The organism is Acetobacterium fimetarium (assembly GCF_014284475.1).
GTDB classification, from domain to species: Bacteria; Bacillota; Clostridia; order Eubacteriales; family Eubacteriaceae; genus Acetobacterium; species Acetobacterium fimetarium.
Genome location: NZ_WJBC01000021.1, coordinates 26,618 through 50,976, shown reverse-complemented (window position 1 = coordinate 50,976; position 24,359 = coordinate 26,618). Strand labels below are relative to the sequence as shown.

Sequence of the window (24,359 nt, the reverse complement as noted above, 5' to 3'; positions counted from 1 at the left end):
TTAATATTTTATCTGACCCATTAGCTCAGTTGGTAGAGCATCTGACTTTTAATCAGGGTGTCGGGCGTTCAAGTCGCCCATGGGTCACCATTTTACAAACATAACCGCAGAGATGCGGTTTTTTTTATTAAAAAAAACGCTAAAAAAGCCAGCTATATCTAAGAACTGGCTTTTTAGTGTTAAGTACGATAATAGAATCTATCGATAGTATTTATCAAGGACGAGCATGATCTCGTCAATTTTTGCTTCTCCATCGCCCTTTTCAAAAGCATCTTTGACGCAGGAATTCATATGTTTTTTTAGAATCTCCAGGTTTGTTTTCTTTAGAAGGGCCTGAACCGCGAGAATTTGCTTCGAAACATCAATACAGTACCGATCACTTTCCAGCATTTTAATGATGCCATCTATCTGTCCCCGGGCGGTTTTAAGTAAGTTAAGCTCAGTTGAACGATCTTTGGTTTCCATCGTTTACTCAGTAATTTCAGAGGCAGGGTAACCAGCTTCTGTAAGGGCAGCAGCAACCGCACTAATATCTACATCTTCGGTAGCTGTAAAACTGGCCTGACCTTTTTCCAGCGAAACGGACACGGCAGAGATTCCTTCAAAGCCATTTAAAATGCCATCAACCCGTTTTACACAGTGCTGGCAACTCATGTCGTCAACCTTCATTAATTTTTTCATGATTTTTCCTTCTTTCGTATTATTTTCTATGTTCAAGGGCAATTCTGCCTCAACAACAGGCGCAGTATTTTGATTTCGCGAAACATCAAACAATTTTGTTCTGAATGTTTTCAATGACAAAGCATTCATGACAACCGATACGGAGCTTAGGCTCATGGCGCCGGCGGCAAACATGGGATTCAATTTTAATCCAAACGGAATGTAGAGAATACCTGCAGCCAGGGGGATTCCGATGATATTGTAAATAAAAGCCCAGAAGAGATTCTGTTTGATGTTTCTGAGCGTCGCCTTACTTAATTGTACCGCGGAGACAATGTTCATTAAATCATTCTGCATCAGAATGACGTCGGCGGATTCAATTGCCACATCGGTGCCGTTTCCAATCGCAATGCCAACATCGCTTTGAGCCAGTGCCGGTGCATCATTGATGCCGTCGCCAACCATGACCACCTGATTGCCTTCGGCCTGAAGTTTTTTGATCATCTGCGATTTTTCATGGGGTAGTACGTTGGCAACAACATGATCGATGTTGACCATTTTTCCGATCGCCGCGGCGGTGCGTTCATTATCCCCGGTCAGCATATAGACCTTGATCCCCATTGCTTTTAGCTGTGATACAGCCTGATAACTGTTTTCTTTTATCGTATCCGCAACAGCGATAATTCCCTTTAGAGAGCCATTCCATCCGATCAGTAACGGCGTTTTTCCCATTTCGGACAAGCGCTGATAGTCACTTGCCATCGCTGCTGTGGAAATATCCTCCTGCTCCATCAGTTTTGTGTTTCCAGCCACCAGCTCGATGCCATCGATCTGCCCTTTGATGCCCAGACCTGGAAGCGAATCAAAAGATTCGGGATCAGTCAATTCAAGATTGCTGTCGCGTGCTTTTTTGACGATGGCATCGCTGAGAGGATGTTCGGATTTCTGCTCAATTGATGCGATTATTCGCAGTAATTCCGGTTGAGTGATATGTTCATCGTAGAGGATCACATCCGTCACGGATGGGGCGCCAACAGTCAGTGTGCCGGTTTTATCAAATACGATGGTGTTAGATTTGCCAAGGGTTTCCAGAGCAGGCCCGTTCTTGAACAGGATTCCTTTTTCGGCGCCTTTACCAGTTCCGACCATGATCGCCGTCGGTGTTGCCAGACCCAGAGCGCAGGGACAGGAGATCACCAGGACCGATATCCCGGCAGAAAGCGCAAATGACAGACCGTATCCGACAAGCATCCAGATCAGAAAGGTGAGCAGGGCAATGCCCATGACCGCTGGTACAAAGTAGCGGCTGATCTGATCGGCAATTCTTGCAATCGGGGCCTTAGACGACTGTGCTTCCTCGACTAGCTGAATGATTTTATTTAGGGTTGTATCCTGGCCGATTTTTGTGGCTTTGAATTTGAATGATCCGGTTTTATTGATGCTTCCGGAAATAACATAGTCGCCTTCTTTTTTCTCCACCGGGATGCTTTCACCGGTCAGCAGCGATTCGTCGATACTGGACCGTCCCGAGATTATTTCGCCGTCAACGGGAATGCGTTCGCCGGGACGAATGATCACGATGTCATTCACTTTGACCTCGTCGATGCTGATTTCAATCTCCTGGTCATCTCTTATCACGTTGGCATTTTCAGGCACCAGCGCAATCAGTTTTTCAATGGCTTCGGAAGTTTTTCCTTTGGCTCTTGTTTCAAAATACTTTCCGAGGGTAATCAATACTAAAATGACAGTTGTTGATTCAAAATACAATTCATGTGCGTAATGGTGGACTAATGTCATGTCATCATAAGAAAATCCGTAAGCCAGAATAAAAAGCACGACAACGCCATATAAAAATGAAGCACTGGTGCCGACGGCAACTAACGAGTCCATATTGGGTATCCGCTTTGCAAGCGCTCGGTAACCATTGATATAGAAATATCGGCATAAATAAACTACTGGCAGGGTTAAAAACATCTGGGTCAGGGCATTGAGTAAAAGATTCTCCATACCAGCCAGAAAACCGGGAATGGGCAGTCCAACCATGGGACCCATTGCCAGATAGAACAGTGGCAGTGTGAAAATTAAAGAGAAGACCAGCCGGTTTCTAACCTCATTAATCTGCTTTCGGTATTTTGATTCACTGTCTTTTTTAGGTGCGTTTTCTGACAAACCATCATCGACGAGTGTCGCTCCATAGCCAAGAGCATCAATCGTATCAATGATCAATTGCGGGGTCACGCGTTCTGCATCGTAGGTGACAAGCAGTTTTTCAGTCGAAAAATTGATAACAGCCGACTCAACTCCATCGATTTGTCCGACTTTGCGCTCAATCGTTCCGGCGCAGGCAACACAGGTCATACCAGTGATATTAAAAAATGACTTTTTCATTCGGTATCACATCCTTTCAATAACCGCCCCCATATGGGGAGGGGTATCATTTGCATCCATCATACGACGATAACATAGAAAAGTCAAGGATAAAAATATAATCATTATAAAGTAAACAGCTTAGTCAAAGGAAAGGAGATATTCATGTTACATAGCGAAGATGCTGATATTAACGAGGTGATCAGGGAAATAATCAGTCTTGATAAAAGAGCGATTGGAATAAAAAAAAGGGTTGCTTCGCGGGCTGAGCAAATGATGGAACAAACAAGGAATGATATAAAAGAAAGAGAAAAAGCTGAAATAGATAAAGCACAGAAGCAGGCAAAAAAAATCTATGAAATTGAAATAGAAAAAGCAAAAACCGAACGCCTTGCGATCATCAATTCAATGGATAAAGAGCTGCTGAAAGTGCGCTATCGGTACGATGAAAAAAAAGCGGAAAAAGCGATTGCAGTGCTGGAAAAATTATTCAACACTAAAACTGAAGGTAGTTAGAATTCTATTTTTAATTTATAAGAAAAGTGGGATAGTAAATGTCTGATAGTAAATATGCATGCATCAGTGTAAAAACACTTGCCATGAAGGCTCAAAAAATTAGTGTTCAGGACTATCGTGAGCTGATTAAGGCGAATAATTTGAAAGATGTATTCCTGTTTTTAAGAGAGCATACGTATTATGGCGAATTTTTAAAAAAACTGGATCAGGAGAATCTTCATCGTTCAGAGTTTGAGGTGCGTCTCAATGATTTGAAAGTGCAGGAGACTGAAAAACTCATGCATTATTTATATGGTACCGACAGAGCATTTTTCAAAATGCTCTTAGTTCGGTTGGAGGTGGAATCCTTACGTGTTTTAATCCGTGGCATTGCAAGAAATGGCGATTTGGAATCCTTACGGGGACTTACCGTATATTCTCAGAAATACACAAAAGTGCCTTTTGACCGTCTGTTTCGTGTCAAGGATTGGGAAGAATTCAAGAAGCTGTTGCTTGACACCGACTATTATCGGGTGCTGGAAATATACAAGGATGTCAGCTTGGAGCAGGACCTGGTGATGGTCGAGAAAAGTCTGGACCGCTATTATTATGACTTGCTCAAAAACCGCCTGCTTAAACTCGATCAGAAGGCAAATAAAGATCTGATCGAAGCTCAACAGCGGAATTTTGATCTGCTTAATCTCGTCTGGATTTATCGGGGGAAAAAGTTTTACAATCTTTCCCGTGAAGAGCTGATCGCCTATTCGCTGAGAGGGGGATTTGAAATTACCGACAAGCGCTTATCCAATCTCGTCAATGCCAAAAATGTGGAAGAAATGAAGGAACAATTGTTGAATTCGGACTATGCATTTCTGTTCAACCATACAAAAACCATCGATTTGTATATGGAAAGACGTCGCGAACGCTACCTTTACTATCTGTATTTGCGACTTTTCAAAGAGGGCAGTGCCAGTCTGGGGCGAGCGGTTGCCTATATTCACCTGCTCGATTTTGAAATTGCGGATATCACTTCAATTATCGCGAGCAAGCGTTATAAAATGGATGCGGAAGAGACTAAAAAATATTTAATCAGATCGGTTGATTAGAAGAAACTACCGTTTGCTTCGCTGCCGGTTTACGCGAATCACCAGAAGAAATCGCTGTGCGAATTTCTTCTAGGTCGCGGGCAGTCGCCAACTACAAGTAAGCTTGTGATTGGCTCATTGCCTTCGCGAAATGTGTACACTGTACGGCGGACAGTCTATCGACTGTTCGCCTACACGTTACCAAATTGATTGCGAAAACCGACATCAAAGCGATTTTCGTTTATATTTTGTAAATTTCATAATTATCAGGGCTGATTAGACGAGGAAAGGAGGAGACCATGGCGATTGAAAATGTGATCATGATGGATGTGGTTGGGAAAATTGAAGACGTGGATAAATTTACAAAAGATATGTTTCTTTTCAATGACATCCAAATCGTTGATGCGATGCATGAAATAGAAACCGGCCGGTTCATTCTCCCGATTCGGGAGGAAAACATCAACGAGCTGCTGGGGTTTTCACAGCTCGTATCCGGTGAAATGAAGATGGGCGAAAAGAACTATCTCAAGCTGGTCAACAAGCTGAATGAGCTTTACAAAGGATCCCTGAAGCTGGATATGAGAGCTTTGGCAAAAGGTGAAACGGATCTCGACGAGGCCCTGAAAAAAGTTGATGCTTTTGAAAACAATATCGTGATTGAATACGATGAAATGATGGAAATCAATGCTCAGATCGAAAAACTCAAACAAAGCCGAGTTGCCTATTCCTACATCGACGAAATGGAAGTGCAGATGGGTGAACTGGACAGTCTGGAAAATTATTCCTACAGCATCGGTTCGGTTACCAAGGACAATGCGGTACGCCTGAAAAGTATTTACAACAGTGTGACCTCGATTGTTTTTCATGTCGGGAATCAGGAGGATAATGAAGAAGTCTTTCTGATCATCTCACCGCGGGATTTTGAAATCGAATCGCGGCGCATCCTGAAAGCGCTTAATTACAAACTAATAGAAGACTTCAGTCCGGAATATACGGGATCACCAGGGGAGATTCTCAGACAGATCGACAGGAAGATCAGTGAATTGCAGGCAAGCAGCGGCGAATTGCTTAAGAAGGTGAATGCCCAATTAGAAGAAAGTCGAGCAGATGCATCCGATAGCTTCAATACCCTCAGCTTATATGAGAATCTCAATACGATCAAAAAATACATGGCTTTCAGTAACAAGAACTTTTATTTTTCCGGCTGGATTTCGAAAAAAGACCGGCAGAAAATGGAAGCTGTTTCAGAAAAATACCCGGATCTGATTATGATGTTCTCAGACAGCAGCAGCGGAAGTGCGAAGCCGCCGACGAAACTGAAAAACAACTGGCTTTTTAGCCCGTTTGAAAGCCTGGTGAAAATGTATGGCGTGCCGTCGTTTGATGAGTTGGATCCGACGCCGTTTTTGAGCATCACCTACATGTTCTGCTTTGGCTTCATGTTCGGAGATGTCGGGCAGGGCCTGATTCTCTCACTGATGGGCTTTATCCTTGGAAAAAAGGGCGTTGAACTGGGAAAAGTACTTTTTCGCTTAGGGCTGTGTTCGATATTTTTCGGATTCATGTACGGCAGCATTTTCGGATTTGAAGAGGTGATAAAGCCCGTCTGGATCAGGCCTTTTGATGAGATCAACACCATCCTGCTGACAGCCGTTATAATTGGCATGATGATGCTTTTTGTGGCCTATATTTACAGCATCATCAACAAGTTGAAGAAAAAAGAAATAAAAGAAGGGGTCTTTGGAAAAAACGGGATTTGTGGATTTATTTTATACACGACGCTTTTGGGGCTTTTGGGCGTTAATACCGGTATTCTTCCGCAGGCTGATCGGTTAAATGGCATACTGATTGTTTTAGCGGTTCTGATGGTATTGGTGGTTCTGATCCGGGAGCCGCTGGCAAATTATTTGCTGAAAAATAAACAGCTTTATCAGGAAGCAGCTTCAGAATATTATGTTGAAAGCGGATTCGAACTCTTTGAAATGCTGCTGGGCATGTTAAGCAATACGCTTTCCTTTATTCGAATTGGTGCCTTTGCGCTGACCCATGTCGGTTTGTTCATGGCTTTTCAGACGCTTGCCATGATGGCGCAGAATGGTGTGATCAGTGTGGGAATACTTATTCTGGCGAACTTTTTTATCATTGCCCTGGAAGGCCTGATCGTTTCGATCCAGGCATTGAGATTACAGTTCTATGAATTGTTCAGTAAATATTATAGCGGTGACGGGATTGAGTTTAAGCCGGTTGATCTGGAAATTAATTTATTTTAAGGAGGAAAATAATGAATATGCTTACTTTTATTACAATTGGCGCGACCTTACTTGTATTGGGAACCATTGCCATGGGGGTCTATTTTCTTTACAATGACTGCAGCAGGAACCGGTCAAAAATGAAACGTTTTCTACGGATTAACCTGACGACCTTTATTCCCGTGACTGCCGCGGCTTTAATCATCATGGCACCCAATATGGTTGCGGCGGCAACGACTGCTGCTTCAGGCGGATTTACGGATGCCGGCTTAGGTTATATTGCGGCCGCCCTCTCGACCGGTTTGGCCTGTGCCGGCGCTGGCTACGCGGTTGGTGTGGTCGGTTCGGCGGCCCTGGGGGCAGTTTCGGAAGATCCCAAAATACTTGGCAAAACGCTTATCTATGTCGGGCTTGCCGAAGGGGTTGCTATCTATGGACTGATTATTGCAATTATGATTATTGGCAGTCTGTAATCATGAAATCCTATGTAATCAGTGAGAATCGGGATTCCTATCTGGGAATGAAGCTGGTTGGCATTGACGGGGTTTATCTGCGCACCAAAGAAGAAATCGAAACGGCCTTTAAACAAGCGCTGAAAGATAAGGCGATCGGGATTATTTTTCTCAGCGAACAGGCAGCATTGATGATTGAAGCACTTGTTCTGGAAGCAAAAAAGAAGCACTTTGTGCCGTTGATAACCGTCATTCCGGACCGCTATGGATATCAAAGAGAAGAAGGGCTGATAACACGGTATATTAAAGAATCTGTGGGATTGTGAGGATGTGATCAAAATGATTTCAGTTGAAGAAAAACTCCGCGTTTTTTCCCAGTATCTTTTGAATAAGGAACGGTCATGGGGAAAAGGGATCATCGCTGAGGTAAAGAATAAACAGAAAGAACTGCTGGAGGCCTCAAGACAAAAAATTGCAACAGAAAAAACTGCCATTGAGGAACGCAATAAACAAACCATCTTCAGAGATCGGAATAAAATCATTGCAGAAGGCAAAAACAGGGCCAAAACGATGGAACTTGAAGAAAAAAACCGGATTCTGACAGATTTTAAGCAATTGATTTTGACGCAGGCCCAAGCGTTTCTGACAAAGCCAGTGTACAGCGATTATCTGAGCAGTTGTGTAAGCGCAATTCCAGACCTGTTCGCAGAAAAAAAAGAACTCATTATTTTTGTGAATGAACGGGATTTGCCGGAAGTCACGGGACTTGTTAATGATTTGCTGAAGGGCTATGCAATTGAATATCGAAGCAATACAACCGGTAGCATTGGCGGAATCATTGTTGAGGATGCTGAAAAGCGGATTTACTGTGATTTTTCAGTTGAAAATCTGATCAACACCAATTATAAATTCATCGGAATGACTTTGAATGAATTTATGGAAAAACAGGTGAACTAAATGGCTGAGCAGAACATTAATCGGGAAACGGGTATTATTTATGCGATCAATGGACCTGTTATTAAAGGAAAAAAGATGTCTTCCTTCAAAATGCGGGAGATGGTGACGGTTGGCGCAAAACAGCTCATTGGCGAAGTGATTGTACTGGAAGGTGATATTGGCACCATTCAGGTATATGAGGAAACCGAAGGCCTGAAAGCGGGTGAAGTCATTATATCGACCGGGCAGCCGCTGAGTCTGAAATTGGGACCGGGTCTGCTGAAAAACATGTTTGATGGCATTCAGCGGCCGCTGCAGAAAATACAGGAGCTATCCCCGATTTTTATTCCGGAAGGGATCGGCCTGCTGTCGATCGACGAAAAAAAGCGCTGGGATACGACGATCACGGTGAAACCAGGGGATATTTTATCGGCGGGAAGTATTTTCGGTCTGGTGCAGGAAACTGAAGTCATTGAAAACCGGCTTCTTGTGCCGCCGAATGTGTCGGGAACAATCGTTGAAATTGTCGAAAATGGTTGCTACACCATTGACGATGTGCTGGTGAAAATAAGGGATGAAAAAGACGCGATACACGAACTGAAAATGGCGCAGGTATGGCCGGTGCGAACGCCAAGACCGAATGCCTGGCGGGGTGAAACGCTGGTGCCGCTGGTAACCGGACAGCGGGTTATCGATATTTTTTTTCCCATTGCCAAAGGCGGAACGGCCGCAATTCCTGGCGGTTTTGGAACCGGAAAAACGATGACCCAGCATCAGCTGGCGAAGTGGTCGGATGCGGACATTATTGTCTATATCGGCTGTGGTGAGCGGGGCAATGAAATGACAGAGGTAATTGAGGATTTTCCAAAGCTGATTGATCCGCAGTCGGGAAAATCCATCATGGAGAGAACCGTCCTGATTGCCAATACCTCGAATATGCCGGTGGCAGCCCGTGAAGCGAGCATCTATACCGGGGTTACCATTGCCGAATACTATCGGGATATGGGCTATGCAGTGGCACTGATGGCCGATTCTACCTCCCGCTGGGCCGAAGCCCTGCGAGAAATATCGGGCCGTTTAGAAGAGATGCCGGCAGAAGAAGGATACCCGGCCTACCTGCCATCACGGATTGCCGAATTCTATGAGCGGGCTGGCAGCGTTGAAACGCTGGGCGGCGGCGAGGGGTCGATCACCATTATCGGTGCGGTTTCGCCAGCCGGAGGAGACTTTTCAGAACCGGTAACTGAAAATACGAAACGTTTTGTCAATGTGTTTCTGGCGTTGGACAAGAGCCTTGCCTACGCCAGGCATTATCCGGCGATCAACTGGCTTGAGAGCTACAGCGGGTATATTAAAATTCTTACCGACTGGTATGAGGACAACGTCGCTGAAGACTGTATTGACTTGCGAAATAAAATGCTTGAACTTCTGTTTCAGGAGAACAAGCTGCTGGAAATGGTCATGCTGGTCGGCGAGGATGTTCTTCCTGATGATCAGCGCTGGATTCTTGAAATTGCCAAAATAATCAAAGTCGGTTATTTGCAGCAGAATGCATATAACAAAGAAGACACCTATGTGCCACTGAAAAAGCAATACGCCATGCTGAAGGCGATTGAATATTTGTATGAAAAAGGCCGGGAAGGCTTGAAACTGGGAATACCAACATCCCAGCTCAAGAATGCCGATATTTTCAGCGAATTTATAAAAATGAAATATACCGTACCAAACGATGATCTCAGCGGCATTGACCGGTTGAAGGAAGAAATTGACAGCTTTTATGAGACGCTTTTTGAGCGATATACGAATTGAGGGCATGACAATGAAGAAGGAATATTTGAAAATCGATAAAGTTGTTGGACCGCTTATTCAGGTTTCAGAGGTTGATGATGTTTTTTATGGGGAATCGGTCGATATTTTGGATATCAGTTCAGGAAAGATAAAAAAAGGAAAAGTCATCAAAATAGAAGCTGAAAATGTGGTCATTCAGGTCTTTCAGAACACCACCGGTCTTGCCGCCGGTAACAGCATCATTAAATTTACCGGGGAATCCTTTAAGCTGCCGATGTCGTTGGATTTACAGGGCCGCATTTTCAACGGCATCGGCGAACCCATCGACAATGGCAGTGCTATTTTCAGTGCGATTGAAGCGAACATCAATGGCCGCCCCATTAATCCGATGTCACGCGAATACCCCCGGAATTATATCCAAACCGGCATTTCATCGATTGATACCCTGGCAACGCTGATCCGCGGTCAGAAGTTGCCGATTTTTTCTGGAAATGGTCTGCCGCATAACGAACTGGCGGCTCAGATTGTCAGACAGGCGCAGCTGGGCGACAATACCGGAGAAGAATTTGGAGTGGTTTTTGCGGCCATCGGCGTCAAACACGATGATGAAAAGTTCTTCAGAAAAAGTTTCAGTGAAGCCAATATCATGGATCACGTGGTGATGTTTGTCAACTACGCGGATGATCCCATCGCTGAACGCATCACAACGCCACGCTGCGCCTTAACGGCGGCTGAGTATCTGGCCTTTGAAAAAAACATGCATATCCTGGTCGTGATGACAGACATGACCAGCTACTGCGAAGCGCTCAGAGAAATCTCATCGGCCCGGGAAGAGGTGCCCAGCCGAAAGGGTTATCCCGGATATATGTATTCGGATCTGGCATCGCTTTATGAGCGCGCCGGAATGCTGAAGAACAGCAGCGGTTCCATCACCTTTCTGCCGATTTTAACGATGCCAAATGATGATATTACCCATCCGATTCCTGACCTGACGGGCTACATCACCGAGGGACAAATTGTGCTGGGCAGAGATCTGTTTCAGCAGAGTATTTACCCGCCGGTATCGATTCTGCCGTCGCTGTCGCGATTGATGAAAGATGGCATCGGGGAAGGCTTCACCCGGGAAGACCACGCTGAGGTTACCAATCAGCTCTTCGCCTCCTATTCCAAAGTTCAGGAAGTCCGGGATCTGTCACAGATTATCGGCGAAGAGGAACTGAGCCCGACGGATAAAAAATATATGGCTTTTGGCCGGGCTTTTGAAGCAACATTTTTAAACCAGGGCTTTGATGAAAGTCGAAGTATCATTGAAAGCCTTGATCTGGGATGGCGGCTTCTTGCGATACTGCCGTTAACGGAGCTTGATCGTTTAAGTCCCGAGAACATTGAAAAATATTTTTCGAAGGAATCGTAGGTGGTGTTATGGCCATTAAAATTACCCCCACGAAGGCAAACCTCATAAAAAACAAAGGCCGTCTGGATTTTTCACAAAAAGGCTATGAGCTCCTGGATAAAAAAAGAACCATCCTGATTCAGGAAATCATGCAGCTGGTTAAAGAAGCCGAGCAGATTGAAAAAAAAATTGGCCTGCTGTTTGCTGAGGCGTATGAGGCATTGCAGCAGGCCTGCATCAGCATGGGGCTCAATCATCTGGAGGAATTTGCATTATCGGTTACACCAGAGACACCTTTTGATGTGCGTGCCAGAGGGGTCATGGGCGTCGATATACCGGAAGTGATTTATACTAAGGAATCAGAGCAATTGCTGCCCTATGGTTTTTATGAGAACAATCCGGCGCTGGATGTCGCGCTGCAGAAATTCGCGGATGTCAAGTACTTGTCCTATCAATTAGCGCAGATTGAAACGACCGCTTTCAAGCTGTCGCTGGAAATCAAAAAGACTCAGAAAAGTGCCAATGCACTGGAGAAAATACAAATTCCCCGGTTAAAGGAGGAGATCAAATATATTCAGGATACCATCGAGGAAAAAGAAAGGGAAGAATTTTTCAGACTAAAAAGAGTGAAAAGCAAACGGTAGCACCGCTGCCGGAATCTAAAAAAGAAGCTGAATTCAGCTTCTTTATAAATTGCTTTTTCTGTTATTTCCCGGGCTTCCAGGAGCTTTTCAGCGAAACGATCTGGTTGAATACCGGGGCGCCGGGAGTCGAATGTTTCGGATCGACTGAGAAAAAACCATTTCGAATAAACTGAAATTTTTCATAGGATTTGGCTTTCATGACTTCCGGTTCGGCATAGGCCTTGATGACTTGCAGAGAATTGGGGTTGATGCGTTCCAGGAAGTTATCTTTCGTTAGGCCTTCGTCATTTTCGATGAGGTAGTCGTAGAGGCGGACTTCAATTTCTTCTGCATGGGCGGCTGATACCCAATGGATGGTGCCTTTTACTTTTCGTTCGGCAAAACCGCTTCCGGAACGCGTCGCCGGGTCATAAGTACATTTCAATTCGATGACATTACCGTCTTCGTCTTTGACAACTTCATTGCAGGTGACAAAATAAGCGCCTCTTAAACGCACTTCGTTGCCGGGGAAGAGACGGTAGTATTTTTTGGCAGGAATTTCCATAAAATCAGCTTTTTCCACATAGATTTCACGGCTGAATGGAGTCGAATAGTCTCCCATATCAGGATTCTCCTGGTTAAGTGGGACGTCCATCCATTCGACCTGATCTTCTGGATAGTTCGTGATTGTCACTTTTAATGGATCCAGGATGGTCATCAGACGGGGAGCCTTCAGCTTCAGGTCATCCCGGATAAAGTGTTCAAGCATGGCGATATCGACGGTGCTGTTGGTTTTGGCAACACCAATGGCTTCGCAGAAAGCCTGAATGGATTCCGGGGTATAGCCGCGACGGCGCAGACCGGAAATGGTTGCCAGACGCGGATCGTCCCAGCCGTCGACAATTTTTTCTTCCACGAGCTGTTTCAGGTAACGTTTCCCGACAATTGTTTTGGTCAGGTTGAGTTTGGCAAATTCGATCTGACGCGGAGGTTCTTTCTGAAAGTCGTCGAGATGCGATAAAACCCATTCATAGAAAGGGCGATGATCTTCAAATTCCAGGGTGCAGAGCGAGTGTGTGATGCCTTCGATGGCGTCCTCAATGGGGTGTGCGTAGTCGTACATCGGATAGATGAACCAGTCTTTGTCGCAGGAATGATGATGGGTGTGAAGAATCCGATAAATGGCCGGATCCCGCATGTTCATATTGGGACTGGTCATATCGATTTTAGCGCGCAGAAGATGAGATCCTTCAGGAAATTTACCGGCTTTCATCTGCTCGAAAAGTTCAAGGTTTTCTTCGATACTGCGCTTGCGGTAGGGGCTTTCCTTTCCCGGTTCGGTCAGTGTCCCCCGGTACTGTCGCATTTCCTCCGTCGTCAGATCGTCAACAAACGCCAGACCCTTTTGGATCAATTCGACAGCGTATGCAGCCATTCGATCAAAATAACTGGAAGCAAAAAAGAGACGGTCGTCCCATTTAATACCCAGCCAGGAAAGGTCTTCTTTAATGGAATCAACGTATTCCACATCTTCTTTGATCGGATTGGTGTCGTCAAAACGGAGATTGAATTTTCCCTGATAGAGCTGGGAAATACGATAATTGAGAAGTGAAGCTTTTGCATGACCTATATGTAAGTAACCGTTTGGTTCCGGTGGAAATCGGGTGTGAACACGATCGTTGGTGTAGACTTTGCTATCGATATCGTGATCAATTGCATTGGTAATAAAGTTTGTCTTTTTTTCTGTGGTCTCCATTAAAATCCTCCTATTTTTTCATATCAGCCAATAATATCATAAAGTCGGGGTCATTACAATAAAAAGGCATCAGAAAGAGAACCGGAATTCAGCCCAATTAGTCGTCTTTATAGAAGCATTGAAAGATCAATAATTGAACTGAAATGGTGCATCCGGGATTTTAAATGCATTTATTTTTTCAAAAAAACGCCGTTTTTATAACATAGTTCGCCATCTGCATAAATCTCGCCGTTGTCCTTCATATCGCACAGCATATCCCAATGCAGAAGGGAGTCATTGACAGGTCCACACTCAGGGTAGGAGCTGCCAAGGGCAAGATGGATGGTGCCACCGATTTTCTCATCAAATAGCATGTTTTTGGTAAATTCTTTAATGCCGTAATTGGTGCCGATGGCGAATTCGCCGGCATAATGCGAGCCTTCATCCGTATCGATGAGAGATAAAAGCAGTTCTTCACCGCGTTTGGCAGTCGCATCAACGACCCGGCCGTCTTTGAACGTCAATCTGATATCTTCAATTTCCTGGCCACTGTAGATGCCGGGAAAGGTAAACCGGATGGTACCATTGACGCTTTCTTTGACTGGCGCGGTGAAAACTTCACCACTCGGGAAATTGTGATGACCGTCTGAGTTGATCCAGACGCGGTTTTCGGTGCTTAAGGTTAAGTCGGTGTCGCTGGCAACGATATGAAAATGCTTTCGGGCATTTAAATAGCGGATCATTGACTGCTGTTCATCACGAACTTTTTCCCAGGCTGCAATCGGGTTTGGTGTATCGATGAGACAGGCTTTGAAAACGAAATTTTCGTAGTCTGCCAAAGACATGCTGGCTTCCTGCGCGCCGCTTTCGGTTGGATAAAGACATAACGTCCAGTCCATCTGGCCCTGAGCAATCCGGTCATGATAGATTTTGGTTAGCGGAGCACTTGAACGCCGCTGAAATGAAATTCGCTCACTTGGAATTCCGGTCAGATCTTTCAAATTATGGCCCCCCAGAATGGTGAGTATTTTGTCGGCTTTTGAATAAACCTCCATCATTACCGGTGCGTTGAACTGGAGCTGGTCGTCATTTCCTTCTTTCAGCATGATCTCGGAAATGCCATCCGGGATCAGCATGACAGTGGGGTGGGCACCTGCTTTCAGTACTTCCCGGTAGCATTCTTTAATGAGTGGCATCGCCAGGTCGGAGCCGCGAATAACGACCCATTCATCTTTCTTTACATAAAGGGAATAGTTGATGAGTGTATGTGCGTAGTTGATTAACCGAGTATCTCTCATAATTTGTCTCCTTGAAATTAAAATATATAGTATTAAATATAAACGAAAAAAGAATTTAACTCAATATAAAAATAAAAAAAGAGGTGACAAAATGCCCCGAATACGTTATAATAACACCAGTATAGAAATGATTAGAAGTTCATAAATGGTAAACACTAAAGACAAGTACGTCCATGATCCATTTAAAAAAGAATCAATCAGATCCTGTACATTAAATTAAGTGGAGGTAACTCATGGAAGACAAGACTTTAATTTGTCAAGATTGTGGCGAAGAATTCGTATTCACTGTAGGTGAACAAGAATTTTACCAGGAAAAAGGTTTTGATAATGAACCAAAAAGATGTCGCGAATGTCGTACAAAAAGAAAACAAACTAGAAGACCAAGAAACAGCAATTTCTAGGAACTGTTAATAACAGCAATCAAGATCCCTTTCGGGATCTTTTTTAGTTTATATATAACGTCGTTTTTATTGGTCATTATGAAAATGAAAGCGACAGAGAAAGAAAACAAATGATAGACAAAACTTATGTTTATATCGTAAAATGTAGAGACGAGTCACTGTATACTGGATGGACAAAAGATATCGATTCACGCATTAAGGTTCACAATTCCGGTAACGGGGCAAAATACACGCGTTCCCGTCGACCAGTCGAATTGGTCTACTGGGAGGAGCTGGATGGGAAATCGGAAGCGCTCGTCCGGGAAGCGGCAATAAAAAAAATGACAAAAAAACAGAAGTTGATTTTAATTGATAGTTTCAGATAAACAGAAAGGAGATTTCGATGAATCAGATAATGAATGGATTTCCGGTTCAAGATAACCTGGCCAATGGAAATGCAATTATTATTTTCTATGATTTATTTATATTTTTCCTTTTTCTTTTTGAGTTGTTTCTCTTTTATAATAAGGATCGCTACTTTCAGGAAATAAAACATCGCGAAAATAAAAAAATCAAACCGGTCAGGCGTTTTCTGGTTAAACTGACGATGAGTTATCAATATCAGGGAATTCTGACCGTCACCGGCATTTTGCTGATCATATCGCTTGTGGTGGTTTCGAGCAATCATAAGATATTGCCGCAGGAATTTGCCGGCATTTTACTCAGCTTTGCAGCTTTCATCATCGTTGTCTTTTTTGTGCAGCATCTTTTTCTGAAACTGGATCAGTTTCAGGACAACGTGGTATCCCGTTTTGTCAGTATTATTTATTATCTGATATTGGGGCATTGGTTTGTGCTGTTTGCTGATTTCATTTCACCGCCCGGTTTACCCGTTGGATTGATTGGTTTGGGCTTTGCCCTGATTCTATGTTTTTCTTTAATGATCCGTGCCATCGCCAATCCAAGTCTGCTGCGCAGTTCCGTATCAAAGCGAAGCAAGTATCAGGCTACTGCGAGCATCCTCAAGGGCATGCTGGCTTTGGTTATCAGTGAACTGGTAATTTTGTATCTGATGGTTTATAATTGTTTTAAAATAAATCCGGACTTTTATGCCGCCAGCTTCGGCAGAAACCTGGACGCATTTGACATGTTTTATTATCTCGTTATGACCTTTGCCACCGTGGGATATGGAGACATCAGTCCGGTTCGGGTAGACGGGATGATTTTCAGCGAGCTGGTAGCAATTATAATCGGGCTGGTCAGTATGTTCAGTACTGCCTGCTTTGTCGGCGCAGTCGTTGCCGGCGCAGCGCAAATGAGTTGGAACCAAACAGAAAACACCGATCAGGAAGAAAAGCCGGCCGAAGAAACATCACCCGGCAAGGCAAACATGCTGTCGGTCATCAGAGAAAAACTAAAAAACAAAGATATTTAAAAGAAAGGCTATTCATAATGAAATTTTATTTTGCACTTTGGCTGGCGAAGATAATCGGCGCCGCTATTAATCTTGTCAGCAGGGATCGAGGAACAAATCTTCCGGGAGAAAAAGCGCTGGTCGTTGATCCGAATTTTGTCAAGAATTTTAAAAACATCGACTATTCAAAAGTAGTATTCATAACCGGAACAAACGGGAAATCATCAACGACCAATCTGGTGGCACATATTCTCAAGGAAAACGGAAAAAAAATCATCTCGAATCTTGAAGGTGCCAATCTTTTGAGTGGGATCGCGACGATTCTGGCAAAGGAGTCAACCCTGACTGGAAAGCTCAAGGTGGATTATTATATTTTTGAGACGGATGAGCGGTATCTGCCGCTTGTGTATGAGCAGCTGCCGGCAGAAAATATGCTGATTACGAATCTGCAGAAAGACCAGGTTCAAAGAAACGGAGATCCTGATTTTATTTATCGCAAGTTAAAAGAGGTGATCAATCCTCAAATGACATTGATTTTAAACAACGAGGAACCGCGTTCACGCTCCTTTGAGGAAATAGCCGGTCGTTCTGTCTATTACGGAGTTCAACATCATGACGAGTCCTTCACCAAAGGATCGGACTATCCAACGCAGGCCTGCCCGAAGTGTCATCATGATTTGAGCTTTGATTATTACAATGTGGACAGCATCGGTCCGTTTTACTGCGCTCACTGCGGTTATGCCAGCGAGAAAACGCCGGAATACGTAGTGACCGATATCAATTTCACAGAAAAAACATTCAGGCTCAAAGGGGTCAAGTGCAATATGCCTTATGATCTGCCTTTCATGTTTTACAATTATGCTGGTGCGCTGGCAATCTGTCAGGAGATCTGTGACATTTCTCCGGAACAGGCCGCCCAGGCTTTCAACAATTTCAAAAATATAGGCGGACGATTTGAAGTGCTGAAGTATAAAGCCAAAACGATCAAATACATGCGGATCAAGCAGGAAAATCCGGATACGCTTCAAAGTGCGTTGAATATTATGGCATCAGATCAAGAAGAAAAAATGGTGGCGCTGGGCCTCTATACGCTGGTTGACTTTGTCCCGCACTATGCCAATACCTTCTACGCTTTCGACTGCGATTTCAAACCACTGATCGATTCGAAGGTGGAACGTTACCTTTGCTTTTCCGAGCACGTTTCATACGACACGGCCAACCGGCTTATTTATGAAGGGGTGGCAAAAGCGGATATAACCATAATGGACAGCGACAATATCAAAGAAATATTTGCAGAAATCGACAAGGCAAAAACCAACAACATTTATCTGATCACCTGGATTTCCACTTTCGAAAAAATGAAGAAATTTATCGAAGGAGGACAGAACTAATGGATAAGACATTAAAAATTGGCTGGCTGTTTCCCAATACATTCAGCCTTCATGGCGATCGGGGCAACATTCTGGCAATCAGAGCGGAGGGGGTGCGCCGGGGTTATCGGGTCGAAATCGACCAGATCAATCTGGATACAAAAGAATTCAATCCCCTGGATTATGATTTTATTTTCTGCCCGCCCGGCGAAATCGTGCATTTCGAAGCGGTGATCGCGTTTTTAAAACCGCACCGGGAAGCATTCATCACATTTATCGAGAATCATCCGATGCTAGTCACCGGGACTTCAATCGGTGTTTTTGGCAAAAAAATAAACCGTAACGACAAAACCATCATCAACGGTCTGGGACTCATCGGTCTTGAAGTCAATGAAAACCACGCTGTCTACGGGGATGATCTTTATTACATCTGCGAATACAATGGCAATAAAATGGAAATCATCGGAAACCAGATTCAAATGATGGATGCCGATATTAATGAAGAGTCGCCATTCGGATATCTGAAATACGGCTATGGAAATACCGGCAAGACAAAATTCGAAGGTGCCAAGAGCGGCAAGGCGATTTTCACCAACACGCTGGGTCCGCTGCTGGTCTGCAATCCCTGGCTGACTGAAGAAATCATGAATCTGATCGAAACCAACAAGGAACTGCCGGTTTGGGAAGAAAAACGGGACAACTCACTGGAAGTCAATTCTTTGAAAACAAAAGTGGCCTTGATCGAAAAAAAAGAATCCCGGCTGATCAGCGTCGATGAGCGTTAAGCAAAGAGAAGAACAAAGCGCCAATGATTAAAAAGAAAGTGATAATCGGATTAAGCGGTGGGATCGACAGTGCGGCCTCCGCTTATCAACTGATCAAAGAAGGTTACGAAGTGATTGGCGTAACCTTCGATTTTTTTAATTCGGAAACTACCTTGAAGGCGGCCGGAATGGTTGCTGAAACGCTGGGAATCGAGCACCATGTTGTTCACGCCCAGCATCGGTTCAGTGAAAAGGTCATCGCGCCTTTTATCGATGGTTACAAAAAAGGCCAGACGCCAAACCCCTGTATGCTGTGCAATCGGGAGATGAAGTTCAAACTGCTTGGGCAATTGGCGCAAAAAAATGACAATGCGTTGATCGCTACCGGCCATTATGCTGAAATTGCCAAAGTGGGGAATCAATTCAGACTTCTGGCAAGCCGGAATTCCCGTAAGGATCAGTCCTATTTTCTGTACCATCTGGATCAGGACGTATTAAGCCGGCTGCTTTTTCCGCTTGATCATTTTGAATCGAAAGACGAGGTCAGGCAAACCATCAAAAACTTATTGCCGGATCTGTCAGCTGGCGATGAAAGTCAGGGCATCTGCTTTATTCCCCAAAAGAACCATACCCTGTTTTTGAAAGAGGCCGTGTGGGGCTCGCAACCGACGCCATCCGGAAATTTTGTCGATGCGTCGGGTAAAATACTCGGCAAGCACAGGGGAATTCATGGCTTTACATTGGGTCAAACCCGGGGCCTGGAAATTAAGCAGACCAGCCGGCTGGTGGTGACCGAGATCCTTCCCGAGACCAATACGATCGTTCTTGCTGAGGAGTCGGTTCTATATAAGAAGGAAATAATCATCGGCGATCTGTTTCTGCAGGCCGGTGAAGATTTAACAGAAACCGACTTGTCGTTTAAAACATGCCGCTGGGGTAACGCCTATCTGGGAAGGGTTGAGAAGCTTTCGGAAGGTCAGGCAATCGTGCATTGTAAAGATCCGGTCAGAGCGCCAACACCAGGCCAGGCGCTGGTTTTTTATCGGGGGCGCCAGGTTCTGGGCGGCGGCATCATAAAAAAGAATTTGAATTAATCCGCAGATCGGTTATAATAAGGCCGTTGTTTAAGCTTGTTAACAGGTTAACAAGCTAAACTTGTGAAGAAAACCAAGCAAATTAGGAGATAACATAGATGGGAAAATTATTCGGAACGGACGGGGTTCGTGGTGTTTTTGAAGAAGAGCTGACTCTGGATTTGGCATATCAGCTGGGGCAGGCCGGCGCAACAGTGTTGGGCGCCGGGAGTCATCGGGCCAAAATCGTCATTGGGATGGATACACGTATTTCAGGCACAGCGTTAGAGACAGCCCTGACAAACGGGATTATGTCAGTCGGCGGAGAGGTTGTTCGCGTTGGCGTGCTGCCAACACCGGCAATCGCCGTGATCACAAGAGATTTAGAAGCGGATGCCGGCATTGTAATTTCAGCTTCACACAATCCTTATGAATTCAATGGGATTAAATTTTTTAATAGCCAGGGCTTTAAATTACCCGATGCCATCGAAAATGAAATTGAAAACATCATTCTGGAAAAAAAGGAAGTTCAGTTTAAAGACGGAGGAACCGAAAGGCGTTTAGAAAGCCCGGAGACCTATTACCTGAACCATATTAAAAAAGCCAGCAGCGGTGATCTGACCGGATTAAAGGTGGTCATTGACTGCGCCCATGGCGCTTCCTATGCCATTGCCCCGGAATTCTTCAGAAGCCTGGGCGCTGAAGTGGTGGTTATCGGAAACGAACCTAATGGCAAGAATATCAACAATGGCTGCGGATCGACCCACTTGGAGCCGTTGCAGCGCCGGGTGCTTGCGGAAAAAGCGAACATCGGGATTGCCTTTGATGGGGATGCGGACCGCTGCCTGGCAGTGGATAATGCCGGAAATATTATTGACGGCGATAAAATCATGAACCTGATCGGGCGGAAGCTGAAAAAGCAGAACGCACTCAAAAAGGATACCGTTGTTGTCACTGTGATGAGCAATATCGGACTGGATATGGCTCTGAACGAAGTGAATTGTAAAACCATCAAAACAGATGTGGGTGATCGGTATGTTCTGGAAGCCATGATCGAAGGTGATTATAATCTTGGTGGTGAACAGTCCGGGCATCTGATTCTGCTGGATTATAATACCACCGGAGACGGGATGCTGACAGCACTGGTGCTGCTGGAATTACTGCGTGATGAATCCCGTGATGCCAAAGATCTGGCGGATTTAATGGCCGTTTACCCGCAGATATTAGTCAATGCAAGGGTTGAGAATACCCGCAAAAAAGACTATCTGAATGATGAATTCATTCAAAAACGGATTCAGGAAGTTGAAACCCATTTTCAGGGGCAGGGCCGGGTGCTGATCCGTCCGTCCGGGACGGAACCTCTGGTTCGGGTGATGATCGAAGGAGAAAATCAGGAAGAACTGACACTCATTGCCAACGACCTGGCGACATTGATTGAAACGCGTCTGGATGCATAACCGTCAAAAAAATGAAATCTTAAGAAATGAGGGCTTTGGCTCTCATTTTTTTGTATTTAGCAGGAATTTATGTTAAAATAAATCAGCATGTTTTCATGGTTTAGTTTGGATTGGACCCTGACCACGAAGCATTCAAAAAGCGCCAGAACTCTAGTGCGGTCCACACATGGTTAGAGTTGACGAGGACGGGGAGTATCGAAAATTCGGCGGATGCCCTGAATCAAAGCTGTACAAATCTGAAGAGTGATTTTCAGGACAAAAAACAGCTTCATTTTAATGTGGAAAAGGTGATAAAAATGTGTGGAATTGTAGGTTATATCGGAACTAAGCAGGCGCAGGAAGTCCTGCTGGAAGGCCTTTCCCGATTGGAATACCGTGGCTATGATTCAGCCGGTATCGCAACGATTGAGAAAAACGTGATTCGGGTTGAAAAGAAAAAAGGCCGATTGCAAAATCTGGTGGATTTTCTGGAAAAGAAACCATTCCGTGGCAATGTCGGAATCGGCCATACGCGCTGGGCAACGCATGGCGTGCCTTCAGACGAGAATGCGCATCCGCATTTCAGTCTGAACAAAGAGATTGCGGTAGTCCATAATGGGATTATCGAAAACTACATGGCACTCAGGGATGAACTGACAGGTCTGGGGCATCGGTTTATTTCAGACACCGATACCGAGGTGGTGGCCCATCTTCTCAATGAGCTCTATACGGGCGATATTGTCGAAACGGTTCAAATTGCCTTGAAAAGAATCCGAGGTTCCTATGCCTTGGGAATCCTCTGTGCCAAAGAGCCGGATAAAATTGTTGCTGTGCGCAAAGACAGTCCGCTGATCGTTGGTCTGGGCAAAGGCGAGAATTTCATTGCTTCAGACATCCCGGCCATCCTGAAGTATACCAAGGAAGTCTATCTGCTTGATAACGGGGAGATGGCAGTCCTGACAAAAAATGAGGTCACAATATTGAATGCTGCCGGTGAAACGATCGATAAAGACGTTTTTGTGGTTGACTGGGACCCGGGAGATGCGGAAAAAGGCGGGTATGATCATTTCATGATGAAAGAAATGATGGAGCAGCCTAAAGCGATGAGAGATGCAATCACCGGACGCTGCGCCGAAGCAGGCGCGTTTTTCAGCGGTCTGCACCTGGATGAGGAAATGATGAAACACATCAATCGCATCCAGATTGTCGCCTGCGGAACCGCTTTTCATGCCGGTATGGTTGGCAAATACTATTTCGAAAAATTTGCCCGAATCAGCGTCGAGATGGAACCGGCATCGGAATACCGGTACAAGAATCCCATTGTGGATAAAAACACCTTGCTGATCGTCATCAGCCAGTCCGGCGAAACAGCCGATACTCTGGCCGCCATCCGCCTGGCCAAGGACAAGGGCGCCTGGGTGCTGGCGATCACAAATGTCGTCGGCAGCTCGATAGCGAGAGAATCCCATGATGTGATCTACACCAATGCCGGTCCCGAGATTGCCGTGGCTTCCACCAAAGCCTATGTAACGCAGGTCGGATGCATGCTGCTGCTGGCTTCCTATCTGGGACAGTTAAACGAAAAGCTGGGCAAAAAGGATGCTGTTCGGGTATGTAACGGGCTAGCTAAAACGCCGGAATTGATTGAGATGGTTCTGGATACGCAGGAGAAAATCAGGAAATTTGCGGATGCAAACCATGAAATCCATGATCTGTTTTATATGGGGCGTGGTCTTGATTATTACACCTGTCTGGAAGGTTCGCTGAAACTCAAGGAGATTTCCTATATACACTCCGAAGCATTCGCGGCCGGAGAGCTCAAGCATGGACCGATTGCGCTGATCGAAGACGGAACCATCGTTGTGGCCGTCTGCACCCAGGAGCATGTCTTTGAGAAAATGCTCAGCAACATCAAAGAAGTAAAAGCCAGAGGCGCCTATGTTCTGGCGATTGTCCAGGAGTCGCACGAGGAAATTGGATCGGAAGTGGACGAAGTTTGGGTGATTCCGAAGATGGATGATGATATCACCCCGATACCGACGGTTGTGTACCTGCAGCTGATGGCTTATTATTTAGCTGTTGCCAGAGAATGCGATGTCGACAAACCGAAGAATCTGGCCAAAAGCGTGACGGTTGAGTAAAAAAGGCAAATCGGCGCTGCTTTACAAAATCCTGAGCGTTTCAAATAAAGCTCGATTATAATCTGAAGCGCAGATTGAACAGACGATGCAAGTCCGTTCAATCGGCGCTTTTTGCGTTAAACAGGGTTAAATGAGATTGTCCGAATACATTTCATGAAAACGCGGGGTCCTATTTTCTGTAAAATATATAAATTGCATTTCAAGTCGATCGCTCGATGTAGAAGCGATGACTGATTGTCCAATTCGCAGATTCGTAAACGAGTACAAAGAGTTATAAAATAATTGATTTGAAGTTGATTCTGTGATAAAGTGATTAAATAGAATCAATTTTTACAGAAAGAGAAAAGGTAGAATGGAAAAAAACAAGAGTATGTCATCGAAGATACTTCTGTCTATGGGCTTGCCAATTGCATGCGTATTTATGGTAGCGGCAGGGATAGCGTTGTATGTAGTGAATCACAACTTTTCAAGTTTTGATCAATTTGCCACGGTACAGAACGATTTGCTGTTGGTCTTTGGTATTGGACTGATCGTGACGATCGTTATTGTCGCTTTATCGATCAAAGGGATTTCAAACCGGATCACAAAACTGGTTGCAGTCACAGATCGGCTGGCTGCAGGCGATACAGATGTTGAGGTGAATGCAGCGGCCAGGGATCAGTTAGATGATCTGGGTGTGGGGCTTGCCGCCATTGCAGAG

General features: G+C 44.8%; 21 protein-coding genes, 1 tRNA gene and 1 pseudogene. 19 read left to right on the top strand and 4 right to left on the bottom strand.

What is annotated here, in order from left to right; all coding sequences use genetic code 11:
• The first annotated feature begins 14 nt into the window (after positions 1–14).
• Positions 15–90 (top strand) — tRNA-Lys (locus tag GH808_RS12340).
• Positions 91–198: 108 nt separating this feature from the next.
• Here GH808_RS12340 and GH808_RS12335 read toward each other — a convergent pair.
• Together GH808_RS12335 and GH808_RS12330 are read right to left on the bottom strand one after the other, a co-directional pair.
• Positions 199–465, bottom strand: a complete 267-nt coding sequence (locus GH808_RS12335) for a metal-sensing transcriptional repressor (RefSeq protein WP_186843093.1) — start codon at positions 463–465, stop codon at positions 199–201.
• Between the two features lie 3 nt (positions 466–468).
• Positions 469–3,048 carry a heavy metal translocating P-type ATPase gene (locus GH808_RS12330; protein WP_186843092.1) on the bottom strand — a complete coding sequence of 860 codons (2,580 nt, stop codon included), beginning with the start codon at positions 3,046–3,048 and terminating at the stop codon, positions 469–471.
• A 144-nt stretch (positions 3,049–3,192) separates the two neighbouring features.
• Between GH808_RS12330 and GH808_RS12325 the strand changes: the two genes are divergently transcribed.
• The 9 genes from GH808_RS12325 (at position 3,193) to GH808_RS12285 (ending at position 12,069) form a co-directional block, all read left to right on the top strand.
• A complete protein-coding gene (locus tag GH808_RS12325; RefSeq protein ID WP_186843091.1) occupies positions 3,193–3,543 on the top strand; it encodes a hypothetical protein in 351 nt (116 codons plus the stop codon).
• A gap of 38 nt (positions 3,544–3,581) precedes the next feature.
• Complete coding sequence (locus GH808_RS12320) at positions 3,582–4,628, top strand: V-type ATPase subunit (protein ID WP_243166207.1); 1,047 nt, start codon at positions 3,582–3,584, stop codon at positions 4,626–4,628.
• A gap of 278 nt (positions 4,629–4,906) precedes the next feature.
• On the top strand, positions 4,907–6,877 hold the full coding sequence (locus GH808_RS12315) for a V-type ATP synthase subunit I (RefSeq protein ID WP_186843090.1): 1,971 nt from the start codon (positions 4,907–4,909) through the stop codon (positions 6,875–6,877).
• A gap of 11 nt (positions 6,878–6,888) precedes the next feature.
• Entirely contained in the window at positions 6,889–7,329 is a 441-nt protein-coding gene (locus GH808_RS12310) for an ATP synthase subunit C (RefSeq protein WP_186843089.1), read from the top strand.
• A gap of 2 nt (positions 7,330–7,331) precedes the next feature.
• Positions 7,332–7,634 (top strand): V-type ATP synthase subunit F, encoded by a 303-nt coding sequence (locus GH808_RS12305; protein WP_186843088.1) that lies wholly within the window; start codon positions 7,332–7,334, stop codon positions 7,632–7,634.
• A gap of 13 nt (positions 7,635–7,647) precedes the next feature.
• Positions 7,648–8,265 (top strand): V-type ATP synthase subunit E, encoded by a 618-nt coding sequence (locus tag GH808_RS12300; protein ID WP_186843087.1) that lies wholly within the window; start codon positions 7,648–7,650, stop codon positions 8,263–8,265.
• The gene (locus tag GH808_RS12295) at positions 8,266–10,053 is read left to right on the top strand and encodes a V-type ATP synthase subunit A (RefSeq protein WP_186843086.1); all 1,788 of its coding nucleotides are present in this window, start codon (positions 8,266–8,268) and stop codon (positions 10,051–10,053) included. It begins immediately after the preceding gene.
• Between the two features lie 10 nt (positions 10,054–10,063).
• Complete coding sequence (locus GH808_RS12290; RefSeq protein ID WP_186843095.1) at positions 10,064–11,446, top strand: V-type ATP synthase subunit B; 1,383 nt, start codon at positions 10,064–10,066, stop codon at positions 11,444–11,446.
• A gap of 8 nt (positions 11,447–11,454) precedes the next feature.
• Positions 11,455–12,069 carry a V-type ATP synthase subunit D gene (locus GH808_RS12285; RefSeq protein ID WP_186843085.1) on the top strand — a complete coding sequence of 205 codons (615 nt, stop codon included), beginning with the start codon at positions 11,455–11,457 and terminating at the stop codon, positions 12,067–12,069.
• Positions 12,070–12,130: 61 nt separating this feature from the next.
• Here GH808_RS12285 and GH808_RS12280 read toward each other — a convergent pair whose 3' ends face one another.
• Together GH808_RS12280 and GH808_RS12275 are read right to left on the bottom strand one after the other, a co-directional pair.
• Positions 12,131–13,804, bottom strand: coding sequence for a glutamine--tRNA ligase/YqeY domain fusion protein (locus tag GH808_RS12280; protein ID WP_186843084.1), 1,674 nt, complete (start codon positions 13,802–13,804; stop codon positions 12,131–12,133).
• Positions 13,805–13,974: 170 nt separating this feature from the next.
• Positions 13,975–15,081, bottom strand: coding sequence for an aminopeptidase (locus tag GH808_RS12275; RefSeq protein WP_186843083.1), 1,107 nt, complete (start codon positions 15,079–15,081; stop codon positions 13,975–13,977).
• A 233-nt stretch (positions 15,082–15,314) separates the two neighbouring features.
• On the opposite strand from GH808_RS12275, the gene GH808_RS12270 reads away from it, so the two are divergent.
• From GH808_RS12270 to GH808_RS15810, 9 genes and pseudogenes are all read left to right on the top strand, one after another.
• Complete coding sequence (locus tag GH808_RS12270) at positions 15,315–15,482, top strand: zinc-ribbon domain-containing protein (RefSeq protein WP_186843082.1); 168 nt, start codon at positions 15,315–15,317, stop codon at positions 15,480–15,482.
• Positions 15,483–15,592: 110 nt separating this feature from the next.
• Entirely contained in the window at positions 15,593–15,847 is a 255-nt protein-coding gene (locus GH808_RS12265) for a GIY-YIG nuclease family protein (protein ID WP_186843081.1), read from the top strand.
• 17 nt (positions 15,848–15,864) lie between these two features.
• A complete protein-coding gene (locus tag GH808_RS12260) occupies positions 15,865–16,896 on the top strand; it encodes a potassium channel family protein (protein WP_186843080.1) in 1,032 nt (343 codons plus the stop codon).
• A gap of 17 nt (positions 16,897–16,913) precedes the next feature.
• Positions 16,914–18,266 carry a MurT ligase domain-containing protein gene (locus GH808_RS12255; protein WP_186843079.1) on the top strand — a complete coding sequence of 451 codons (1,353 nt, stop codon included), beginning with the start codon at positions 16,914–16,916 and terminating at the stop codon, positions 18,264–18,266.
• Positions 18,266–19,030 (top strand): cobalamin biosynthesis protein CobQ, encoded by a 765-nt coding sequence (locus GH808_RS12250; RefSeq protein WP_186843078.1) that lies wholly within the window; start codon positions 18,266–18,268, stop codon positions 19,028–19,030. Before GH808_RS12255 ends, GH808_RS12250 begins: the two co-directional genes overlap by 1 nt.
• Positions 19,031–19,053: 23 nt before the next feature.
• Positions 19,054–20,103, top strand: coding sequence for a tRNA 2-thiouridine(34) synthase MnmA (mnmA, locus tag GH808_RS12245; protein ID WP_186843077.1), 1,050 nt, complete (start codon positions 19,054–19,056; stop codon positions 20,101–20,103).
• A gap of 98 nt (positions 20,104–20,201) precedes the next feature.
• Entirely contained in the window at positions 20,202–21,539 is a 1,338-nt protein-coding gene (gene glmM, locus GH808_RS12240) for a phosphoglucosamine mutase (protein ID WP_186843076.1), read from the top strand.
• Between the two features lie 296 nt (positions 21,540–21,835).
• Positions 21,836–23,659: a glutamine--fructose-6-phosphate transaminase (isomerizing) gene (gene glmS / locus GH808_RS12235; protein ID WP_186843075.1), complete on the top strand. Its 1,824-nt coding sequence runs from the start codon at positions 21,836–21,838 to the stop codon at positions 23,657–23,659.
• A gap of 352 nt (positions 23,660–24,011) precedes the next feature.
• Positions 24,012–24,341, top strand: a pseudogene (locus GH808_RS15810) (hypothetical protein); the annotation flags it as partial.
• Positions 24,342–24,359: the final 18 nt, after the last annotated feature.